Source organism: Novosphingobium aeonii (genome assembly GCF_052279045.1).
In the GTDB taxonomy this organism is placed as follows: Bacteria; Pseudomonadota; Alphaproteobacteria; order Sphingomonadales; family Sphingomonadaceae; genus Novosphingobium.
In genome coordinates, this window is the sequence record NZ_CP176832.1 from 1,947,357 (window position 1) to 1,966,495 (window position 19,139).

At 64.7% G+C, this 19,139-nt stretch carries 17 protein-coding genes; 14 read left to right on the plus strand and 3 right to left on the minus strand.

The genetic code is table 11. The annotated features are described in order from the left end of the window. The first annotated feature begins 57 nt into the window (after positions 1–57). From ACLIMP_RS09535 to ACLIMP_RS09545, 3 genes are read left to right on the plus strand one after another with little or no spacing between them, the layout of a single operon-like run. Positions 58–849, plus strand: coding sequence for an SDR family NAD(P)-dependent oxidoreductase (locus ACLIMP_RS09535; RefSeq protein WP_443477805.1), 792 nt, complete (start codon positions 58–60; stop codon positions 847–849). Positions 850–872: 23 nt separating this feature from the next. Further along, positions 873–1,880 carry a zinc-dependent alcohol dehydrogenase gene (locus ACLIMP_RS09540; protein WP_185997589.1) on the plus strand — a complete coding sequence of 336 codons (1,008 nt, stop codon included), beginning with the start codon at positions 873–875 and terminating at the stop codon, positions 1,878–1,880. 1 nt (position 1,881) lies between these two features. Beyond that, positions 1,882–3,141: an MBL fold metallo-hydrolase gene (locus ACLIMP_RS09545; protein ID WP_324694658.1), complete on the plus strand. Its 1,260-nt coding sequence runs from the start codon at positions 1,882–1,884 to the stop codon at positions 3,139–3,141. A 131-nt stretch (positions 3,142–3,272) separates the two neighbouring features. Here the strand turns inward: ACLIMP_RS09545 and ACLIMP_RS09550 are convergent, their stop codons facing one another. Beyond that, positions 3,273–4,370 (minus strand): helix-turn-helix transcriptional regulator, encoded by a 1,098-nt coding sequence (locus ACLIMP_RS09550; RefSeq protein ID WP_324694660.1) that lies wholly within the window; start codon positions 4,368–4,370, stop codon positions 3,273–3,275. An 82-nt stretch (positions 4,371–4,452) separates the two neighbouring features. Between ACLIMP_RS09550 and cysD the strand changes: the two genes are divergently transcribed. The 11 genes from cysD to ACLIMP_RS09605 all read left to right on the plus strand — a co-directional run bounded on the left by cysD (position 4,453) and on the right by ACLIMP_RS09605 (position 15,964). Beyond that, on the plus strand, positions 4,453–5,379 hold the full coding sequence (cysD, locus tag ACLIMP_RS09555; RefSeq protein ID WP_082370553.1) for a sulfate adenylyltransferase subunit CysD: 927 nt from the start codon (positions 4,453–4,455) through the stop codon (positions 5,377–5,379). Further along, on the plus strand, positions 5,379–7,337 hold the full coding sequence (gene cysN / locus ACLIMP_RS09560; RefSeq protein WP_054441454.1) for a sulfate adenylyltransferase subunit CysN: 1,959 nt from the start codon (positions 5,379–5,381) through the stop codon (positions 7,335–7,337). The genes cysD and cysN overlap by 1 nt, the downstream gene beginning before the upstream one ends. Then, positions 7,337–8,077, plus strand: a complete 741-nt coding sequence (locus ACLIMP_RS09565; RefSeq protein WP_132468733.1) for a 3'(2'),5'-bisphosphate nucleotidase CysQ — start codon at positions 7,337–7,339, stop codon at positions 8,075–8,077. The genes cysN and ACLIMP_RS09565 overlap by 1 nt, the downstream gene beginning before the upstream one ends. Before the next feature lie 74 nt (positions 8,078–8,151). Further along, the gene (locus ACLIMP_RS09570; protein WP_054441457.1) at positions 8,152–8,817 is read left to right on the plus strand and encodes a TetR/AcrR family transcriptional regulator; all 666 of its coding nucleotides are present in this window, start codon (positions 8,152–8,154) and stop codon (positions 8,815–8,817) included. Between the two features lie 151 nt (positions 8,818–8,968). Then, positions 8,969–9,952, plus strand: a complete 984-nt coding sequence (acuI, locus tag ACLIMP_RS09575; RefSeq protein WP_054441459.1) for an acrylyl-CoA reductase (NADPH) — start codon at positions 8,969–8,971, stop codon at positions 9,950–9,952. A gap of 75 nt (positions 9,953–10,027) precedes the next feature. Next, positions 10,028–11,761, plus strand: a complete 1,734-nt coding sequence (locus ACLIMP_RS09580; protein ID WP_324694664.1) for a class I adenylate-forming enzyme family protein — start codon at positions 10,028–10,030, stop codon at positions 11,759–11,761. A gap of 22 nt (positions 11,762–11,783) precedes the next feature. Then, complete coding sequence (locus ACLIMP_RS09585; protein ID WP_185998806.1) at positions 11,784–12,206, plus strand: nuclear transport factor 2 family protein; 423 nt, start codon at positions 11,784–11,786, stop codon at positions 12,204–12,206. A 131-nt stretch (positions 12,207–12,337) separates the two neighbouring features. Then, positions 12,338–12,739, plus strand: a complete 402-nt coding sequence (locus ACLIMP_RS09590) for a MarR family winged helix-turn-helix transcriptional regulator (protein ID WP_231636190.1) — start codon at positions 12,338–12,340, stop codon at positions 12,737–12,739. A 141-nt stretch (positions 12,740–12,880) separates the two neighbouring features. Beyond that, on the plus strand, positions 12,881–13,618 hold the full coding sequence (locus tag ACLIMP_RS09595) for an SDR family oxidoreductase (protein ID WP_324694666.1): 738 nt from the start codon (positions 12,881–12,883) through the stop codon (positions 13,616–13,618). Positions 13,619–13,665: 47 nt separating this feature from the next. Then, positions 13,666–15,150 (plus strand): aldehyde dehydrogenase family protein, encoded by a 1,485-nt coding sequence (locus ACLIMP_RS09600; RefSeq protein ID WP_185997582.1) that lies wholly within the window; start codon positions 13,666–13,668, stop codon positions 15,148–15,150. Between the two features lie 73 nt (positions 15,151–15,223). Continuing rightward, positions 15,224–15,964 (plus strand): TetR/AcrR family transcriptional regulator, encoded by a 741-nt coding sequence (locus ACLIMP_RS09605; protein WP_231636192.1) that lies wholly within the window; start codon positions 15,224–15,226, stop codon positions 15,962–15,964. 96 nt (positions 15,965–16,060) lie between these two features. Here the strand turns inward: ACLIMP_RS09605 and ACLIMP_RS09610 are convergent, their stop codons facing one another. Beyond that, the gene (locus tag ACLIMP_RS09610; protein WP_324694670.1) at positions 16,061–16,897 is read right to left on the minus strand and encodes an enoyl-CoA hydratase/isomerase family protein; all 837 of its coding nucleotides are present in this window, start codon (positions 16,895–16,897) and stop codon (positions 16,061–16,063) included. Positions 16,898–16,920: 23 nt separating this feature from the next. Then, positions 16,921–19,131 carry an acyl-CoA dehydrogenase family protein gene (locus ACLIMP_RS09615; protein WP_324694672.1) on the minus strand — a complete coding sequence of 737 codons (2,211 nt, stop codon included), beginning with the start codon at positions 19,129–19,131 and terminating at the stop codon, positions 16,921–16,923. Between the last annotated feature and the right edge of the window lie 8 nt (positions 19,132–19,139).

A 19,139-nucleotide genomic window follows, 5' to 3' on the forward strand; every position in this document is an offset into this window, starting at 1 on the left:
AACGAAAGCGCGGGCGGACAAAGCCCGCGTAATGACAACGGGATCGAGGAGAGAATGATGGCCAAGGGCCTTTTCGACTGCACGGGTAAAGTGACGGTGGTGACCGGCGGCAACGGCGGCATCGGTTTCGGCTTTGCCATGGGCGTCGCGAAAATGGGCGGCGATCTCGCGATCTGGGCGCGCAATGCGGAAAAGAGCGCCAAAGCCAAGGCCGAACTGGAAGCGGCGGGCGCGGGCAGGGTGATCGCCTATCAGGTGGACGTTTCGGAAGAGGCGAACATTATCGCCGGCTACCAGCAGGTCATGGCGGATTTCGGCCGGGTCGACTGCGTCTTCGCCAATTCGGGCGCTTCGCCGCGTTACAATTCCACGTTCGAGATGCCGACGGAGCATTGGCACGAATTCCAGAAGACCGCGCTGCATGGCGCCTTCTTCACCCTGCGCGAAGGCGCGCGGCTGATGAAGGAGCGGGTGGAAGCGGGTGATCAGAGCGGCGGCAGTCTTGTCGCCTGCGGTTCGCTGTCGCTGTTCCAGGGGCTGCCGGGCAAGATGGAATACGCCTCGTCCAAGGCGGCGATCGCCGCTGCGGTGCGGTGCCTTGCCATCGAACTGGCGCCGCTCGGCATCCGCGCCAACGTGGTCGCTCCGGGGCTCGTCATCACCCCGATGATGGGCGAGGGCGCGCGGGCCGATGCAGTTGCCGCGCACTTCGCCCCGACGATCCCGATGAAGCGCACCGGTTATCCGGCGGACTTCGAGGGCATCGGGGCCTACCTTTGCTCTGACGCCAGCTCGTTCATGACCGGCGAGACGGTCACGATCGACGGCGGCTACATGGTTCGCCCCTGAGCGACCGGGAGAGGAGACAGGCGATGGAACTGCTCAAGATTCACGGGGTCGGCGATGTACGCGTCGATGCTTACGAACGTCCGGCAGCCGGGCCGAAGGACGTGGTCGTCAGGATGAAGTCGGTCGGTATCTGCGGATCGGACCTGTCCTACATCAAGATGGGCGGAATTCCGCCCGGCGTGGAGACTGCGCTCGGCCATGAAGGCGCGGGTGACGTGATCGAGGTCGGCGCCGACGTCGCGGGAATTGCGGTGGGCGATCCGGTGATCGTCAATCCGATGATGACGCCCAGCAACATCGGCTCGGGCGGCCCGGAAGGCGCCTTCACGCAGGAACTGCTGGTGCGAGAGGCGCGGCTTGGCGATTCGATCCTGCCGATCCCCGAGGGCATCTCGTATGACGTGGCCGCGATGTGCGAGCCGCTGGCCGTCGCCATGCACGGGGTCAACCGTGCCGACGTGAAGCCCGGCGACAAGGTCGTGGTGTTCGGCTGTGGGCCGATCGGCCTTGGCATGTTGCTCTGGCTGATCGATCGCGGCGTGACCGACGTGGTGGCGCTGGATCTGTCCGAGGAACGGCTGGAACGCGCCCGGGCACTGGGCGTGCAGGCGGCGCTCGATCCCAGCAAGGTCGATCTGCGCGCGGAACTGGCACGGCTTCACGGTGAAGTGCCGAGCTATGGCCGGGTGGGCGTGGGCACTGACGCCTTCATCGACGCGGCGGGCGCGCCCAACATCCTCACCGAAGTCATCATGATGGCCAAGCTTCATGCCAAGCTGGTTATCACGGCCGCCTATATGCGGCCCATAGAGTTCCCGGTCGGCCGCATGCTGACCAGCGAGATGACGATCACCACGGCGGTCGGCTATCCCACGGAAATGCCCGAGGTGATCGCTGCCATGCCGCGCCTGAAGGACAAGATCGCGGCGATGATCAGCCACAAGCTGCCATTCAGCGAGATCATGAAAGGCCTGGAAATCGCGGCGACACCGCAGTCCGCCAAAGTCATGATCGGCATCGAGGAGTCTTGAGATGAGCCCAAGTGCTGACAGTGTGAAGGACGCCGGGCCGAAGCTGGCAGGGCTCGTCCGCTCGGGCGACGAGCAGGCCGAAGCCATCGCGATCACCGATTTCGTGTTCCAGGCGAACGACATCTCGAATGCCTATCTCGTGACGACCGCCGAGGGCGATGTCCTGATCAACACCGGCTTCATGGACAATGCAGAGCGCACCAAGCGCCTGTTGACCCCGCCGCGCACCGGCCCGCTGGCCTTCATCATCCTTACCCAGAGCCATGCCGATCACTTCGGCGGCGTGCCGGAATTTCTGGAAGAGGGTACGCAAGTCGTTGGCGGGCCGGGCTTCAACGAAGCGCTCTCGGACATGATGCGCCTTCAGCCCTTTTTCGGACCGAGGAGCGGCAAGCTCTGGGGGTCGACGCTCAAGCGCGGCGGTTCGCCCAAGCCGGCGCCGGATGTGGTGCCCGATATTCTGGTCGACCGCCGTCTGACCATCGACCTTGGCGGGCGGACGTTCGAGCTGATCTCCACGCCCGAGGGGGAGACGATCGACTCGCTCACGGTCTGGATGCCCAAGGAGAAGATCGCCTTCACCGGCAATGTCTTCGGGCCGGTCTGGCTCTCGATGCCGTTCCTGAACACCCTGCGCGGAGACAAGCCGCGTCTGGTGCGTAATTACCTGAAGTCGCTGGAGACGATCCGCGACCTCGGTGCCGAGATCATCGTCACCGGGCACGGCGAGGCCATTCGCGGGGCCGAGCGCATCCGCGCCGATCTCGACAAGTTGCACGCCGCAGTCAGCCATGTTCGCGACTACACGCTGGAAGGCATGAAGTCGGGTAAGGACGTGCACACCCTGATGCGCGAATTCGCCTGGCCAGAGGGGTTGGAGATCGGCGAATTCCACGGCAAGGCCGCCTGGGCGGTCAAGTCGATCTGGCGCGAGTATTCGGGCTGGCTGCACTATGAGGACGGCACCACCGCTCTCTACGGCGTGCCGCGGTCCAGCGTCGATGCCGATCTGGTCGAACTTGCTGGCGGCGCGGCCAGGCTGGCCGAACGGGCGCAGGCGAAGCTGGATGCGGGCGCTCCGCTGGAAGCCGTGCACCTGACCGACATAGCCCTCAGTGCCGAGCCGGACAATGCGGGGGTGCTTACTGTGCGCAAGGCGGCGCATGAGGCGCTGCTGGCGGCTTCTGGCGGCAAGAACCTGTCCGAAACGATGTGGCTGCGTTCGGAGATCGCGGCAATGGAGGCCAGGCTCGGCGATTGATCGGGCGGGAGTTTCAGGGGCGCTGTTTCTCCTCAGAGCGGCGCGAGGCGGCCCTGGATTGCTTCGCTACGCTCGCAATGACGATGAATGTGGGGCACTTGAGACCTTCGCCTCAAGATACCTGACAGGCCTCACCCCATCACTGCGCTGCTCTCATAGACCAGCCGCACCAGTTCCGCTTGCCCGCGCACGCCCAGCTTGGCGTAGAGCCGCTTGGAATAGTTGCGCGCGGTTTCAAGCGTCAGATTCATCCGCTCCGCCGCTTCGGCGATGGAGTGGCCGTCCGCCAGCGCCATCGCCAGTTCCGCTTCGCGTCGGGGCAGGTCGAAAATCTCGGCCAGCCGTTCGGCGCCATGCTCCGAGTGCGGTTGGGGCAGGGTGCAGAGCGCCACCAGCGCGGGAGCCGCGAGTGCCTCGGTATTTTCGGCCGGCATCAGCAGCGCTTCGACATGCGGCTTTTCCCGCAGCAGCAGCGGCCGCGCCTGCAATAAGCGATCATGCGCCATCTCGGTTGCCGCTGCCGCGAGCCTGCGTTCGGCGGCAAGGTCGAGCCCGAGCACACGCTCGCCGGGGCGCAACACGGCGCCGCAATGCCGCTGCCAGAATTCGGTAAGCGCCGGATCGGCCGCCAGTACGCGCGCTTCCGCATCGAGCAGCATCCAGCCCTTTCCGGTTCGCTCCAGCCCCATGGCGTTGATCCGGGCCGCGAGCCGGTCACGGTCCATGGAAACGAGATTCTCCACGGCGATCGCCACATAAGGCGCGAGGTTGGAAAGCAGTGCGCCGTCGGCTGCGGAGCAATCGCGCGCGCGGGCCATCAGCAGCCAGGCGCTATAGTGTTCTCCGCCGGCGATCCGCACCACCCGTTCGTCGCCGATGCCCAGTTTGGCCATGCGCCGGTTGCGATCGGCCCGTGCTGCCGGGTCGTGATCGATCATTTCGCCAATCGAATAGACCCGGCCCGGCCTCAGGCTGTCATAGAGGTAGCGGTCGAGATCGAACGGGCCCTGCAACTGCGATTCGCGGGCGCGTTTGCGCAAGTCCATTCCGGCGTAGCTATCGACGATTGCGGCGTGCGGACCATCGCCCATGCGAAGGATCAGGCTGACGTAATCGGCTTGGGTGCGCCGGCGCACTCTTTCCAGAAATGTCGAAAAGCGCGGATTTTCGGCATTTCCCTGAAAGAGCGGGATCAGGAGATCGGTCTCGTCGTTGCTGGTAAGGGCCATGCCCTCCCATATGGGAGGTTCGCGCGAATGTCATCCCTGCGATTCGGAATCGGGACAGTTTGAAACCCAGCCAACAGGGCACATGCCCAGGGCAGAGGAAGACCTGATGAAAACACTCACGCATCTGGAGCGTCTCGAAGCCGAGAGCATCCACATCATCCGCGAAGTCGTCGCCGAGGCTGAAAAGCCGGTGATGCTTTATTCGGTGGGCAAGGATAGCGCCGTCATGCTGCACCTTGCCCGCAAGGCCTTCTATCCCTCGCCGCCGCCGTTCCCGCTGCTCCACGTCGACACGACCTGGAAGTTCAAGGCGATGTACGAGCTGCGCGACAAGATGGCGCGTGAAAGCGGTATGGAACTGCTGGTCTACCAGAACCCCGAAGCGGCCGAGAAGGGCATCAATCCCTTCGACCACGGCGCGCTCCACACCGACATGTGGAAGACGGAAGGTCTGAAGCAGGCGCTCGACAAGTACGGCTTCGACGCGGCCTTCGGCGGCGCCCGCCGCGACGAGGAGAAGAGCCGCGCCAAGGAGCGTATCTTCTCGTTCCGCACGTCCTCGCACGGCTGGGACCCGAAGAACCAGCGCCCGGAACTGTGGAACCTCTACAATGCCCGCAAGGCGCGCGGCGAATCGATCCGCGTTTTCCCGATCTCCAACTGGACCGAGCTGGATATCTGGCAGTACATCCACCTCAACGACATTCCGATCGTGCCGCTCTACTTCGCGGACAAGCGCCCCACGGTGGAGCGTGACGGGATGCTGCTGATGGTCGATGACGAGCGCTTCCCGCTCCAGCCCGGCGAGGTTCCGGTCGAACGCTCGATCCGCTTCCGCACGCTCGGCTGCTATCCGCTGACCGGCGCGGTGGAGAGCGAGGCGAAGACGCTTCCCGAAGTGATCCAGGAAACGCTTCTCACCACCACATCGGAGCGGCAGGGCCGCGCCATCGACAAGGACGCCGGCGGTGCCGGCATGGAAGTCAAGAAGCAGCAGGGGTACTTCTGATGGGACAGAGCGACACTGAAACGGTGCAGAACGCCACCAAGGAAGCCGTCTACGTCACCGACCAGCTGATTGCGGACGATATCGACGCTTACCTCGTCCAGCACGAGCACAAGACGATGCTCCGCTTCATCACGTGCGGCAGCGTTGATGACGGCAAGTCCACCTTGATCGGGCGCCTGCTTTACGATTCGAAGATGATCTTCGAGGATCAGCTGGACGCGCTCCAGTCGGATTCCAAGAAGGTCGGCACGCAGGGGCAGGAGATCGACTTCGCGCTGCTGGTCGACGGTCTTGCCGCAGAGCGTGAGCAGGGCATCACCATCGACGTGGCCTATCGCTTCTTCAACACCGAGAAGCGCAAGTTCATCGTTGCCGACTGCCCGGGCCACGAACAGTACACCCGCAACATGGTCACCGGCGCTTCCACCGCTGACCTTGCGGTGATCCTGATCGATGCGCGCAAGGGCGTGCTGGTGCAGACGCGCCGCCACTCGTACCTGTGCCACCTGATCGGCATCAAGAACATCGTCCTTGCGGTCAACAAGATGGACCTGGTGGACTACAGCCAGGAAGTCTTCGACAAGATCCTGGCGGACTATACCGAGTTCGCGCAGTCGATCGGGATCGAGAGCTTCACCGCACTGCCGATCTCGGGCTTCAAGGGCGACAACATCACCACGCTCTCGGACAAGACCCCGTGGTACAAGGCGCCGCAGTATGCGGGCATTCCGCTGGTCGAGCATCTCGAAACCGTCGAAGTGCTGTCCTCGGTCGATGCCGACAAGCCGCTGCGCCTGCCGGTGCAGTGGGTGAACCGTCCCAACCTCGACTTCCGCGGATTCTCTGGCCTGATCGCCACGGGTTCGGTCAAGCCGGGCGACAAGATCCGCGTCCTGCCCTCGGGCAAGACCAGCTCGGTCACCCGCGTCGTCACTTATGACGGCGATCTCGACGAAGCGGTGGCCGGTCAGTCCGTCACCGTCTGCTTCGCGGACGAGATCGACTGTTCGCGCGGATCGGTGATCTCCATAGCCGACAATCCCCCGCAGAGCGCCGACCAGTTCGAGGCGACTTTCGTGTGGATGGCGGACGAGGCCATGGTTCCGGGGCGTGCCTACTGGCTCAAGCTCGGCACGCAGATGGTCTCGGCAACGGTTCAGGAGCCGAAGTACGAGGTCAACGTCAACACGATGGAGAAGCTGGCGGCCAAGACGCTGGAGCTGAACTCGATCGGCGTGGCGGAACTGACCACCGACAAGCAGCTGGTGTTCGAGGCCTATGCCGACAACCGCACGCTGGGCGGCTTCATCCTGATCGACAAGATGACCAACGCCACGGTGGCGGCGGGCATGATCCACTTCTCGCTGCGCCGTTCGCAGAACGTGCACTGGCAGGCCGTGGACATCGACCGCAAGCAGCATGCGGGCCTGAAGAACCAGCGCCCGGCAGTGCTGTGGTTCACCGGCCTTTCGGGCTCCGGCAAGTCGACCATCGCCAACCTCGTCGAGAAGAAGCTGCACCGGATGAACCGGCACACCTTCCTGCTCGATGGCGATAACGTGCGCCATGGCCTGAACAAGGACCTGGGCTTCACCGAGGCCGACCGCATCGAGAATATCCGCCGCGTGGGCGAAGTCTCGAAGCTGATGACCGACGCGGGCCTGATCGTCATCACCGCTTTCATCTCGCCGTTCCAGGCGGATCGCGAGATGGTGCGGGCAATGCTGCCGGAAGGCGAGTTCTTCGAAGTGTTCATCGACACGCCGCTGAAGGTGGCCGAGGCGCGCGACGTCAAGGGTCTCTACAAGAAGGCGCGTTCGGGCGAGCTGAAGAACTTCACCGGCATCGACAGCCCCTACGAGGCGCCGCGCAATCCGGAAATCCGCATCGACACCACGGCGATCTCGCCGGAAGATGCGGCCAACCTGATCGTCGACACCCTGCTGGGAGACGCCTGATGACGGTGGCCAACGACGGCGATCTCGCCGCGCATCTGGCGCAAGTGGCGGGGAAGATCCTGCTCGACGTGCGGGCTTCCGGCCTGTTCGAAGGCAAGTCGCTGGGCAAGGCGGGGGACCAGACCGCCAACCAGTTCCTCTGCCACGCCCTTCGCGAGCAGCGGCCCGAGGACGGGCTGCTCTCCGAAGAGGAGAAGGACAATGCCGAGCGCCTGAGCAAGGAGCGGGTGTGGATCGTCGATCCGGTCGACGGCACCCGCGAATATGGCGAGGAGCGCGCCGACTGGGCGGTTCATGTCGGCATGGCGGTGGACGGCGTGCCGGTGCTGGGCGCGGTGGCGCTGCCGGGCGCAGGGGTGGTCCTGCGTTCGGATCAGCCGGGTGAGATCCCTGCGGCGCCGGAAGTGCTCCGCATGGTCGTCAGCCGCACGCGTCCCGCCAGGGAAGCGACCGGCGTGGCCGAAGCCATCGGCGCCGAACTGGTGCCGATGGGCTCGGCCGGAGCCAAGGCCATGGCGATCCTGCGCGGGGAGGCGGATATCTATCTGCACTCCGGCGGTCAGTACGAATGGGACAGCTGCGCGCCGGCGGCCGTTGCACGGGGCTGGGGCCTGCATGTCTCGCGCATCGACGGCAGCCCGCTGGTCTACAATCAGGAGGACGTCTATATGCCGGACCTGCTGATCTGCCGCAAGGAACACGCGGCGCTGGTGCTGGAGAAGGTCAAGGACTTCCTCTGAGGACAAGCTGATCAACATTGTCGTTTAGTAGTGTCGCCGCTATGCTCGCCCGTTCAACAGCAGAAGGGGTGAGCATGGAGGCGAGAGTACGAAGGACGCGCGACCCGGTCGCCACGCGCGGGGCTATTCTCGACGCCGCGGCAAACCTGCTGGCCAAGGACGGGCCCGAGGGCGTCAGTCTTTCTGCCGTGGCCCATCTTGCAGCGGTCAACCGCGGGACGGCATACCAGCATTTCGAAACGCGCGAGAAACTGGTCGAGGCGACCATTCAATGGGTGTCTGACAAGCTGTTCCGCGCCGTTTTCGGTGATCCTGAAACGATCGGCGAACGGCGGGTGGAGGAAGTCGATCCCGTGGCGCTTACGGATCGACTGGCCGATTTCGCGATGGATAACCCGGATATCTGCCGGGTCTGGCTTCAGCAGGTGCTGGCCTCGCCGGACCCGAGCCAGGACCCGTTCTGGCGTGAGTATTGCGGCTCGCTGGGCCGTTTCGCCGCCACCGATCTTGCCGAGCCGGGAATCGATTTCGAGGTCTTCTCGGTGGTGAATCTGGCAGGCGTGTTCTTCTGGCCGATCCTGGCGCGCTCGAGTGCGGGCGGGGAAGCCGAACGGCGCGAGCTTTCACGTCGCTATTCCCGCGAAATTCTGCGACTTTCGATGTATGGCGCGATGCGTTCGCGAGCCTTTCCCAAGGTTGCCGATCTGCTGGCCGCGCAAGGGGTGTCGGCCGGTTCGTGAGACCATGATACCCTGCCCGTGATGTGACTTCGCCAAGGCGATGCCGTGCCCTGGCGGCATTGACGCAGGGCGGCATTTTCCCTTTCAGCTTGGACCTGAAACGTCGCAGGGGCCGCCATGCATGGCCGCCCGGACTGACAGGGAGTTTGCCATGTTTTCCGCTATCGTGATCGACAAGAACGATGAGGGCCAGACCGTCACTCTGCAGCAGCTCGACGAAGCTTCGCTGCCCGAAGGTGACGTGACGATCGACGTTGCATTCTCGACGCTCAACTTCAAGGACGGCCTTGCCGTCACCGGCGCTTCGCCTGTCGTGCGCAAGTTCCCGATGGTGCCGGGCATCGATCTGGTCGGCACCGTATCCGATAGCAGCCACGCCGATTGGAAGGCCGGTGACACCGTCGTGCTCAACGGCTGGGGCGTTGGCGAAGGGCACTGGGGCGGCCTCGCGCAGAAGGCCCGCCTGAAGGGCGACTGGCTGGTTCCGCTGCCTTCGGCATTCACGCCGGCGCAGGCCATGGCGATCGGTACGGCCGGCTATACCGCTGCGCTTTGCGTGGATGCATTGGTGGACTGGGGCGTGACGCCGGATCAGGGCGAAGTGCTTGTCACCGGCGCCACCGGCGGCGTGGGCTCGGTTGCCATCGCCATCCTCAAGAAGCTCGGCTTCTCGGTTGCAGCGCTGACCGGCAAGGCGGCAGAGGCCGACTATCTCAAGGCACTCGGCGCCGAAACGATCATCGACCGTGCGGAACTCGCCGAAAAGGGCAAGCCGCTCCAGCGCGAGCGCTGGGCCGGTGTGATCGACACTGCCGGCAGCCACACGCTGGCCAATGCCTGCGCGCAGACGAAGTACGGCGGCGCGGTTGCCGCTTGCGGCCTGGCGCAGGGCTTCGACCTGCCGGCTACCGTCATGCCCTTCATCCTGCGCGGCGTTGCGCTGCTGGGGATCGACAGCGTGATGGCGCCCAAGGCCAAGCGCCTCAAGGCATGGGATCGCCTCGCCAAGGATCTCGACCCTTCCGCGCTCGAAACCATCGGGCAGACCATTGCCCTGGGCGACGCCATCGAGGCTGCGAAGAAGTTCATGTCCGGTGAGGTCAAGGGCCGTTACATCGTCGACGTGAACGCCTGACGCAGCCCGGAACGGCGGCCGGTTTGAGGGAACCGGCCGCCGTTCCGACCTTCATGGGAGAAGGAAGGGGGCACGATGCGCCTTTCCGCAGGATACGACGAGGACGGCATGGTCGAGGTCACGGAAGGCTTGTCCATCGCGCGCGGGATCGCGCTCGAGGACGAACAGGGCATCGGCCCGCTCACGCTCGGGGGTTTCGTTCGCGAAGTGACCGCACGCCATGGTCCGGCGGAAGCGGCGGTCATCCATCTGGAAGACCGGGTGGAACGCTGGACTTACGACGATCTCTGGGCACGATCGATGGAAGTGGCCCGCGCGCTCATGGCTTGCGGCGTCGGCAAGGGAACGCGCGTCGGCGTACTGGCAACGAACCGGCTGGAATTCCTTTCAGGCGTGTTCGGGACGGCCCTTGCGGGCGGCGTCGCCATGACGGTGAGCACGTTCTTCACCCCGGCCGAACTCGAAACCGTGCTGCAGATGGGCGGATGCTCGGTCCTGCTGCTCGAACGCCGCGTCCTCAAGAAGGACTTCGCGCAAATCCTCGTCGATCTCGAACCGCAGATCGGCTCGGCCGCGCCCGGCGAAGTGGCTTCGACAAGGTTCCCGTTCCTGCGTCATCTCGCGGTGATCGACAGCGATGAGGGGCTCGGTGCGATCGAGGGCTGGAGCACGTTCCTTGCCCGCGGCGATGCAATCGATCCCGCGCTTGTCGATGCGGCTGCCGCCTCCGTTCAGCCCAGCGATCCCGGAGTGCTGTTCTTCTCGTCCGGGTCCACCGGCAAGGCCAAGGGCATCCTTTCCGCCCATCGCGGGGTCTGCCTGCAGCTTTGGCGCTGGCCGCAGTGGTACGCCGTTACCGAGCCGCCGCGCACATGGTCGGCCAACGGCTTCTTCTGGTCGGGCAATTTCTCGATGGCGCTCGGCGGAACGCTCGGATCGGGCGGGTCGCTGGTGCTCCAGCGCTGGTTCGATGCGGCGGAAGCGCTGACCCTGATGGAAGCGGAACGGGCCACGATGATGCTCGCCTGGCCGCATCAGTGGGCCCAGCTCATCGCCGCGCCGAACTACGAGAGCGTCGATCTTTCGGCGATGCACTACATCGACGCTGCTACACCTTGTGCGCAGCACCCCACGATCAACACCCGGTGGCGCGAGCCGGCGCAGGCTTTCGGCAATACCGAGACGTTCACCCTGATCTCCGTCTTCCCTTCGGGCACACCGGAAGAAGTGGCGGGCAAGTCCCATGGACTGCCGACTGCGGGCTCCACGATCAAGGTCGTCGATCCGCTCACAGGGGTGACGATGCCGCTTGGCGAGCGCGGCGAGATCGCCGTGAAGGGCCCCACGCTGATGCTGGGCTATCTCGGCGTGCCGCTCGACGAGACGCTGGACGGCGAAGGCTTCCTGCGCACGGCCGACGGCGGCTACATCGATGCGCAGGGACGCCTGTTCTGGGAAGGCCGCCTCAACGACATCATCAAGACCGGGGGCGCCAACGTCTCCCCGCTGGAGATCGACGAGGTTATCCGCGCCCATCCGCAAGTGAAGGTGTCGCAGACGGTCGGCGTGCCGGACGAACTGCTGGGCGAGCTTGTCGTCACCTGCATCGTTCCGGTGGAAGGGACCAACCCCGAAGGTGCCTCGATCCGCGATTTCGCGAAGGAAAAGCTCGCCAGCTACAAGGTGCCGCGCCGCATCCTGTTCGTTGCCGAGAGCGATCTCAAGACAACCGGCAGCGCGAAAATCAAGACGGCCGACTTGCGCAAGCTCGCCGCCGAACGACTTGAGGCCGAAGGCGCGCTGGGCTGAACCGGAGAAAGACGCGATGGCAATGCAGGCACCCGATTTCGCCGACTGGCTGGCAATCTGCAATCTCAAGGCCTTGTACTGCCGCCTGCTCGACACCAAGGACTGGGACGGCTGGGCAAGCCTTTTCACAGAGGACTGCGTAATCGACACGAGGCCGGCCGGCGGCACCGTCGAGGAAGGGCGGGACCGTTTCGTGAGTATGGTGCGCCAGTCGCTATCCGATGCAAAGACGGCACACCAGATTCACTCGCCCGAAATCACGATCGACGGTGATATCGCGCAAGTCGTCTGGGCCATGCAGGACCGTGTCATCAAGGGCGACTTTGCCCTGACGGGCTATGGCCATTATCACGAGACCTGCGTGCGAACCCCGGACGGCTGGAAGATTGCCCGGCAAACGCTTTCGCGTCTGATCGTGGACATGGCCGCGTCGCCGGGGGTGTAGCGGCAGGATGTAGCGCCGGGGCGGTCGATTGCAGGCCTGCATGAATTCGCTCGCCAATACTAAGCACGCCTACTAGTTTGCTGCCGATGGAACGCAGGATCGGCACCGTCCTTTCGCAAGTGGCGCGCTTGATGCGCCGTTCTTTCGATGAGCGGGCGAGGGCGATAGGAGTCACCCGTCCGCAGTGGCAGGTGCTCAGCGTGTTGCACCGCATGGAAGGCATCAACCAGGGCGGCCTTGCCGAAATTCTCGAAGTCGAACCGATCACGGCCGGGCGCATGATCGATCGCATGCAGGATGGCGGCCTGGTGGAACGCCGGGCGGATCCGGCGGACCGGCGGGCCTGGCGGCTCTATCTCACCGCGCGCGGCTGCGAACTGCTGGAACAGCTCCAGCCGTTGGCGGAGGAAACCGCCGATCTGGCGCTGGAGGGACTGCCCGAAGGGGACAAGGAGCGTATGCTCGAAATGCTGGAAAAGATGCGCTTGAACCTGACGCGCAACCGCGCGTCGGACGCCTCCGGCCAAGGGTGAACAGGGCAGCGCGAAGGCATCGCCGGGACGCTCCCGTCGAACCATCGTGGCCGCGATAGGCGGCGGCTTGCGCAAGGGTTAGTGTTCAGGAAATCGTGCCGGCAAGGATCGGCACTCGAAAGCCGTAATCTGGGAGGATGCGTGGGTAAGACGATCGTGATCACTGGCGCCGGGGCGGGGCTTGGCCGCGCATTGGCAAGGCGTTTCGCCGGTGAAGGGGAAACCGTGATCCTGCTGGGCCGCACGCTGTCCAAGGTGAAGGAACTGGCCGAGGAGATCGGGGGCACTGCCATGGCGGTGGAATGCGATGTCGCCTCCGCCGATTCCGTGCGCAAGGCTTTTGTCGCCATTGCCGAAAAGCACCCCCGGATCGATGTGCTGATCAACAATGCCGCGATCTATGAGCCGTTCACGGTAGCCGAGGCGACCGACGCCCAGATCGACGGTATCATCGCCACCAATCTCAACGGCCCGATCTATTGCTGCCGCGCGGCCATTCCGATGCTGGAAAAGGGCGGCCAGATCATCAACGTGGGCAGCGAATCCATCGCCGTGCCGTTCGTGATGCTCTCGCTCTACCAGTGCACGAAGGCGGCGCTCGAACGCTTTACCGAGGCCCTGGTCGAGGAACTGGAACCCGCCGGCATCCGCGTGACCACCGTGCGCGCCGGGCCGATGTACGAGGCCGGCAAGACCGCGCCCGGATGGAACCCCGATGCGGCCATGCGCTTCCACCAGGGATGCGCGGCCAACGGCATCGACCTGCGCGCCCGCCCGATCTCGAATACCGAGAACGTGACTGGTGTGTTCCGCTCCGTGATCGACCTGCCGGCCGACGTGCGCGTGACCCACGTGTCGGTCGGAGCGAGACACCCATGAACGACGCCCAGCTTCTGCAAGACCCTATTTCCGCCAAGGATCAGACGATGACCATTCTTCCCGAAGCCAAGCTCTTTATCGACGGCCAACTGCGCGGCGCCAGCAATGGCGGGACGTTCGACGTCGTCAGCCCATGGACCGGTGAGCCGGTGGGCAAGGCGGCCGACGCCACGGCCGACGACGTGAATGCCGCGATCGCCGCCGCGCGCCGCGCCTTCGACGAGAGCGACTGGTCGACCAACATCGAGAAGCGCGTGGCGCTGGTGAAGAAGTACCGCGACCTGTTCGAGGCTGCTCGTCCGCGTCTTGCCGAACTGGCGATCAACGAAGCCGGCGCGGCGCAGGGTGCGGTCAGCCGCGCCCATGTCGGCATGGCGATGGACGGCTGGGACGATTACATGGCCGTGTTCGACAATCTCGAATGGGAAAAGGACTACGGCGAGAAGTCCGCCTTCGGCATGGTTCACAAGCGCGTCGGCGTGCGTGAAGCGATCGGCGTGGTCGGCGCGATCACGCCCTGGAACGTTCCGCTCTATGTCAACATCGGCAAGATGGTGGCCGCGCTGCTGGCGGGCTGCACGGTGATCCTCAAGCCCGCGCCGGACACGCCGGGCATGGGCGCGATCTTCGGGGAACTCGCGAAGGAAGCCGGCTTCCCCGATGGTGTCATCAACGTGGTGTTCGGCGCCGATCCGGCGCTGGCGGGTGAAATGCTCGTCACCGATCCGCGCGTCGACCTGATCTCGTTCACCGGCTCCACCGGCGTCGGCAAGCGCATCATGGAGCAGGGCGCGCCCACGCTGAAGCGCGTGTTCCTCGAACTGGGCGGCAAGTCGGCCAAGATCGTGCTGGACGATGCTCCGAACTTCGCGATGGAAGTGGGCATGGCGATGCTGGTGTTCCATGCCGGGCAGGGATGCGCCGTGCAGTCGCGCCTGCTGGTTCCGCGCAGCCGCTACGAAGAGGCCAAGGCGATCCTCAAGGGAGCCTACGGCAACTTCGGCGACAACTGGGGCGATATCGCCAATCCGGCGCACATCATGGGCCCTGTCATCTCCCGCCGCCAGATGGAGCGGGTGAAGAGCTATATCGATCTCGGCCAGGAGGAAGGCGCAACCTTGCTCGCGGGAGGCAATATCCGTCCGGACAAGGGCGGCGGCTACTTCGTGGAGCCCACTTGCTTCGCAGACGTCACCAATGACATGCGCATCGCCCAGGAAGAGATCTTCGGTCCGGTGCTGGTGGTGATCCCCTATGAGGACGACGATGACGCGGTGCGCATTGCCAACCAGAGCTCCTATGGCCTATCCGGCGGTGTAAGCTCGGGCGATCTCAATCGGGCGATTGGTATCGCCAAGCGCGTGCGCACGGGCTCGATGAGCATCAACAACGGCATGTGCATTGCCGGCGATATTCCCTTCGGCGGTTACAAGGCCAGCGGAATGGGTCGCGAATGGGGTGTCGAAGGCATTGAGGAGTTCACCGACGTCAAGATCCTCGCCTGGCCGGTCGGCCAGGTCCAGGCGGCCTGACGTCGCGAAACCCGGTGTCATAGGCCCGGCTTCGGTGGGACCTCTTTCGGAAGAGTCCGGACCGGAGCCGGCAGTGCCGGTTTCGGAAGGCGGGCAGGAGCAGGGCATCATCGCCCTGCCGCCCCGGCTCGCCGCCGCGGTGACCGATGCCAGCGCCGCGGTGAGCCACAACCTCCACGGTCAGAAGCTCGGCCGGAAAGGCCGGATCACGCGCGAACGCATTCTCGCAGCGACGATTGAACTGGTCGAGAACTCCGACGAGCCGGTCACGCTGGGTGCGGTGGCGCGCGCGGTGGGGCTCGGCATGACCTCGCTCTACAACTACTTTACGGACCTGACCGAACTGCTGCTGGCGGTGCTCGAACCGGTGATGGGGACGGCGCAGGAAGACTACTTCGCGTTGGTGCGGCCGTATTGGGCGGACGACGAACTGGGACCGGCGTCCATGACGTTCGTGCGGTCCTACCACGATTTCTGGTCGCGCCACACGGGGCTGCTCCACTTGCGCAACTCGATGGCGGACCAGTTCGACATCCGCATCATGCACCAGCGCGTCAATTCGACGCGGCCGCTGATCGGGCTGATGGTGGCGCAGATGGACCCTCGCGGCGTGCTGGGAGACACAGCGGTTCTGATGGCGACCACGCTGATGACGGGTATCGAACGTTCGATCACCCTGGCCACGGACAGAAGACTCCACCGCGTGCTCGGCACCTTGCCGGGGAGGCGGGAAGAGAGCCTGCTCGAAATCAATGCGCGGCTCATCGAACTGGCGATCCGCGATACGCGGGAGCGGGCGAGGGCCGAAGGCTGAGAAGCAGGCTGTTTTCGCGATTTACGGTTGCGAATGCAAGCAGGGCGGGAGATCGCTCTCCCGCCCTGCCTGCATTCTCCGGATCAGGGCTGGAGTTCAGCCCTTGCCGCTGCTGCCGGCACCCTTGCCGCCAACGCCCTTGAGATACCGCTCCATCCCGCGGATGTAGTCCGGGTTGAGCATGAGAGCACTGTTGGCCATGCGTTCGACATGGCGGGCAGAATCGCGCCCCACTTCGGCGCAAAGCTCGATCGCGACTTTCGCCGCGCCCATCTGTTCCGGGTTCTGTTTGGCAAGATGGCGGCAGAAGTCCATGACGTCGTCCTCGAACGTCTCGTCCTCATAGACCTGATGCACGAGGCCCATGGTCAGGGCCATGTCCGCCGGGGCGGGCTTGTTCGCCATGATGAGCCAGCGCGCCCAATGCGGCCCGCAGATGCGTGTCAGGCGCGAGACCCCGCCGGACGCCGGAAGTACGCCGAACAGGCCTTCGGGGAAGGCATAGGCGGCGCTTTTCGCGGCGAGGCGGAAGTCGCACGAGAGGCTCATCTCCAGTCCGCCGCCGACGCACATGGCATGATGCGCGACAACGAAGGGCTTTTCGATATGCTCGATCTCATCCCACAACTGCTGCATGTTGTTGAGATTGAGCCGGTGGTTCTCGCGAATGCCGCGCGCGCTGCCGCCGGTGGAGACGGGTGAGACGATGTTCTGGTTGCCGCCGCGCAGGTCCGCGCCGGAACTGAAATACCGGCCTGCCGAGCGGATCAGCATCACCTTGAGTTCGGGCGTCTCGCGAAAGTGCAGGACCGCCTCGGTGAGGAGATCCATCATCTGCCGGCTGATGGCGTTGAGCTTGTCGGGCCGGTTGAGCGTGGCGATCAGGATTCCGTCCTGTTCCTCGGTCAGAAGGTGCGGTGCTTCTTCGGTCATCGTATGTCCTTCGGTTCCGCGCCTTAGTTACGCGAGCGCGGCAGGCCGAGGCCTTTTTCCGCGATCATGGAACGGTGCACCTGGCTGGTGCCGCCGTAAATGGTCGTCCCGTGCGCGTGGCGATAGGCGAGGTTGAGCGCATTGGCGGCCCCCTTGCGCTTGGACAGCGAATAGGGCGCCGTCAGGTCGAGCAGGTCGCGCGAGTCGGTGATGAACAGTTCGGACGAGAACATCTTCGCCATCGGGCCATAAGCGCCGTTGCCCTTGCCGTGCACCTGCGTCCAGTTCGCGCGGTAGGCGATCAGTTCCGAGGCCAGCACATTCGCGTAAGTGCGTGCCAGCCTGCTCTGCGCCTTGGCGGTCTCGATCAGCTTGCCGCCGCCGGCCACGGGAATTTCCTTGCAGAGTTCGACGGCGTTTTCGAGCATCGCCCGTTGCACTTTGGCGAAACCGCCGCCGTGTTCGAGTTCGAGGCTGGCCGCCATGGTCCGGCCGCCGGCATTGATGCCGCCCAGGCGCCAGGTGTCGGGAATGCGGACGTTGTCGTAGAAGGTGATGTTGGTGCGTTCGTCCATGAAGGTGTGGACACCCTGAACGGTGACACCCTCAGCCTTCAGCGGCACGATGAACATCGTCAGGCCCTTGTGCTTGGGCGCATCGGGATCGGTGCGGCAGAGCATCAGGACATAGTCGGTGAGGTTGGCGCCGCTGGTCCACATCTTGGTGCCGTCGATCCGCCAGGAACCGTCGTCAAGCTGGGTCGCCTTGCACTGCGCGGCGAACACGTCCGATCCGCAGCCGGGCTCCGAATAGCCGAGCGAGCAGATCGCCTCGCCGGCCATGACCTTGGACAGCACGTCGCGCTTCAGTTCGTCGGTGCCGAAGCGGTACATGATGAGCGCCACCATCTGCGCGACATTGGCGACCGGATTGTTCCAATGCTCTTCCTCGAAGGCATCGCGCGCGGCGGTAACCGCATAAGGGCTGAGGCCGCGCCCGCCGATATCCTTGGGCAGTTGCAGGTAGGCGAGGTTGGCCTCCACCAACTGCTTGTGGATGACGGGATTGTGGCCTTCCCATGAGAAGTGGAACTTCTCGCGCTGTTCATCGGTGACGTTCTTGGCGAAGAATTCGCGGATTTCCTGCTGGATTGCGCGGGCATCCTCGCCCAGGTCGAATTCGACCGGCACATCGCCCACGTCGGGCAGGCTGGCCGCTTCGCCGGCGTAGAGACGGCGCCCGGCTTCGGCCAGCCAGTCCTCGGGGTCGCCCGCAACGAGCGGCCAGGCCTTGGCGCGCAAGTTGTAGAGGTGGACGTCGTGTTCGGTGGTGAGGCCGATGCCGCCGAAGGTCTGTACGGCATGACGCACGGTGCGCCCGGCCGCGCCTGCCGCATACCATGCGGCCAGCGATATCTGCGCGCCGGCTGCGGCTTCGCCGTCGGCGATCGAGCGCATGGCCTTCCACGCCAGGAACTTGGCGGAATCGATCTCGCAGATGAGATCGGCCATCGGGTGAGACAGCGCCTGGAAGGTGCCGATGAACACGCCGAACGCCTTGCGTTCTCCCGCATATTCCGCAGCCATCGTCAGCGCGGCGCGGCTGAGGCCTGACAGTGCCAGCGCCATCAGCAGTTTCCATTCCTCAAGGCCGGCGGCGAAGAGCGCCAGGGCGTCCTTGCCGCTGCCCAGCACCGCTGCGGGCAGAGCCGAAAGGTCGAGTTCGGCGATCGCCGTGGAAGCGAGACTGGGTTCGGCGATCCGTGCTTCGTCGGGCACTGTGACGAGAACGACGTCGTCCCCCTTGCGGGCAATCACCGCGCCGGCAACGAGACCCCCCGCGACCCATTGCCTGGGGAACTGCGCGATGTCCTGCATGGCGATGGTCACGACCGTTTCGCCGCCGACTGCGCTTGCAAGCAAATCATCTTGGCCGCCCAGCAGGCCGAGCAGGCGGGTTGCCACCAGGGCTTCCGCGAGCGGGCCGGAGGCGAGCGTGCGACCGGCTTCTTCCATCAGCAGGCCGGCATCGAACAGGCCAAGGCCCATGCCGTCCGCTTCTTCGGGAACGCGCATGGCGAACGCGCCGAGTTCGGCGAGGCCGGCCCACATCGCGGCGTCGAAGCCGTGCGTTTCCTGTGCCTTGCGCACATGGGCGGCGCTGGAGTTCTCGTCGAGGAAGCGCGCGAAGGTTTCGCGCATCATGCCCTGTTCGTCGGTGAGGTCGAAGTTCATTTCAGGCT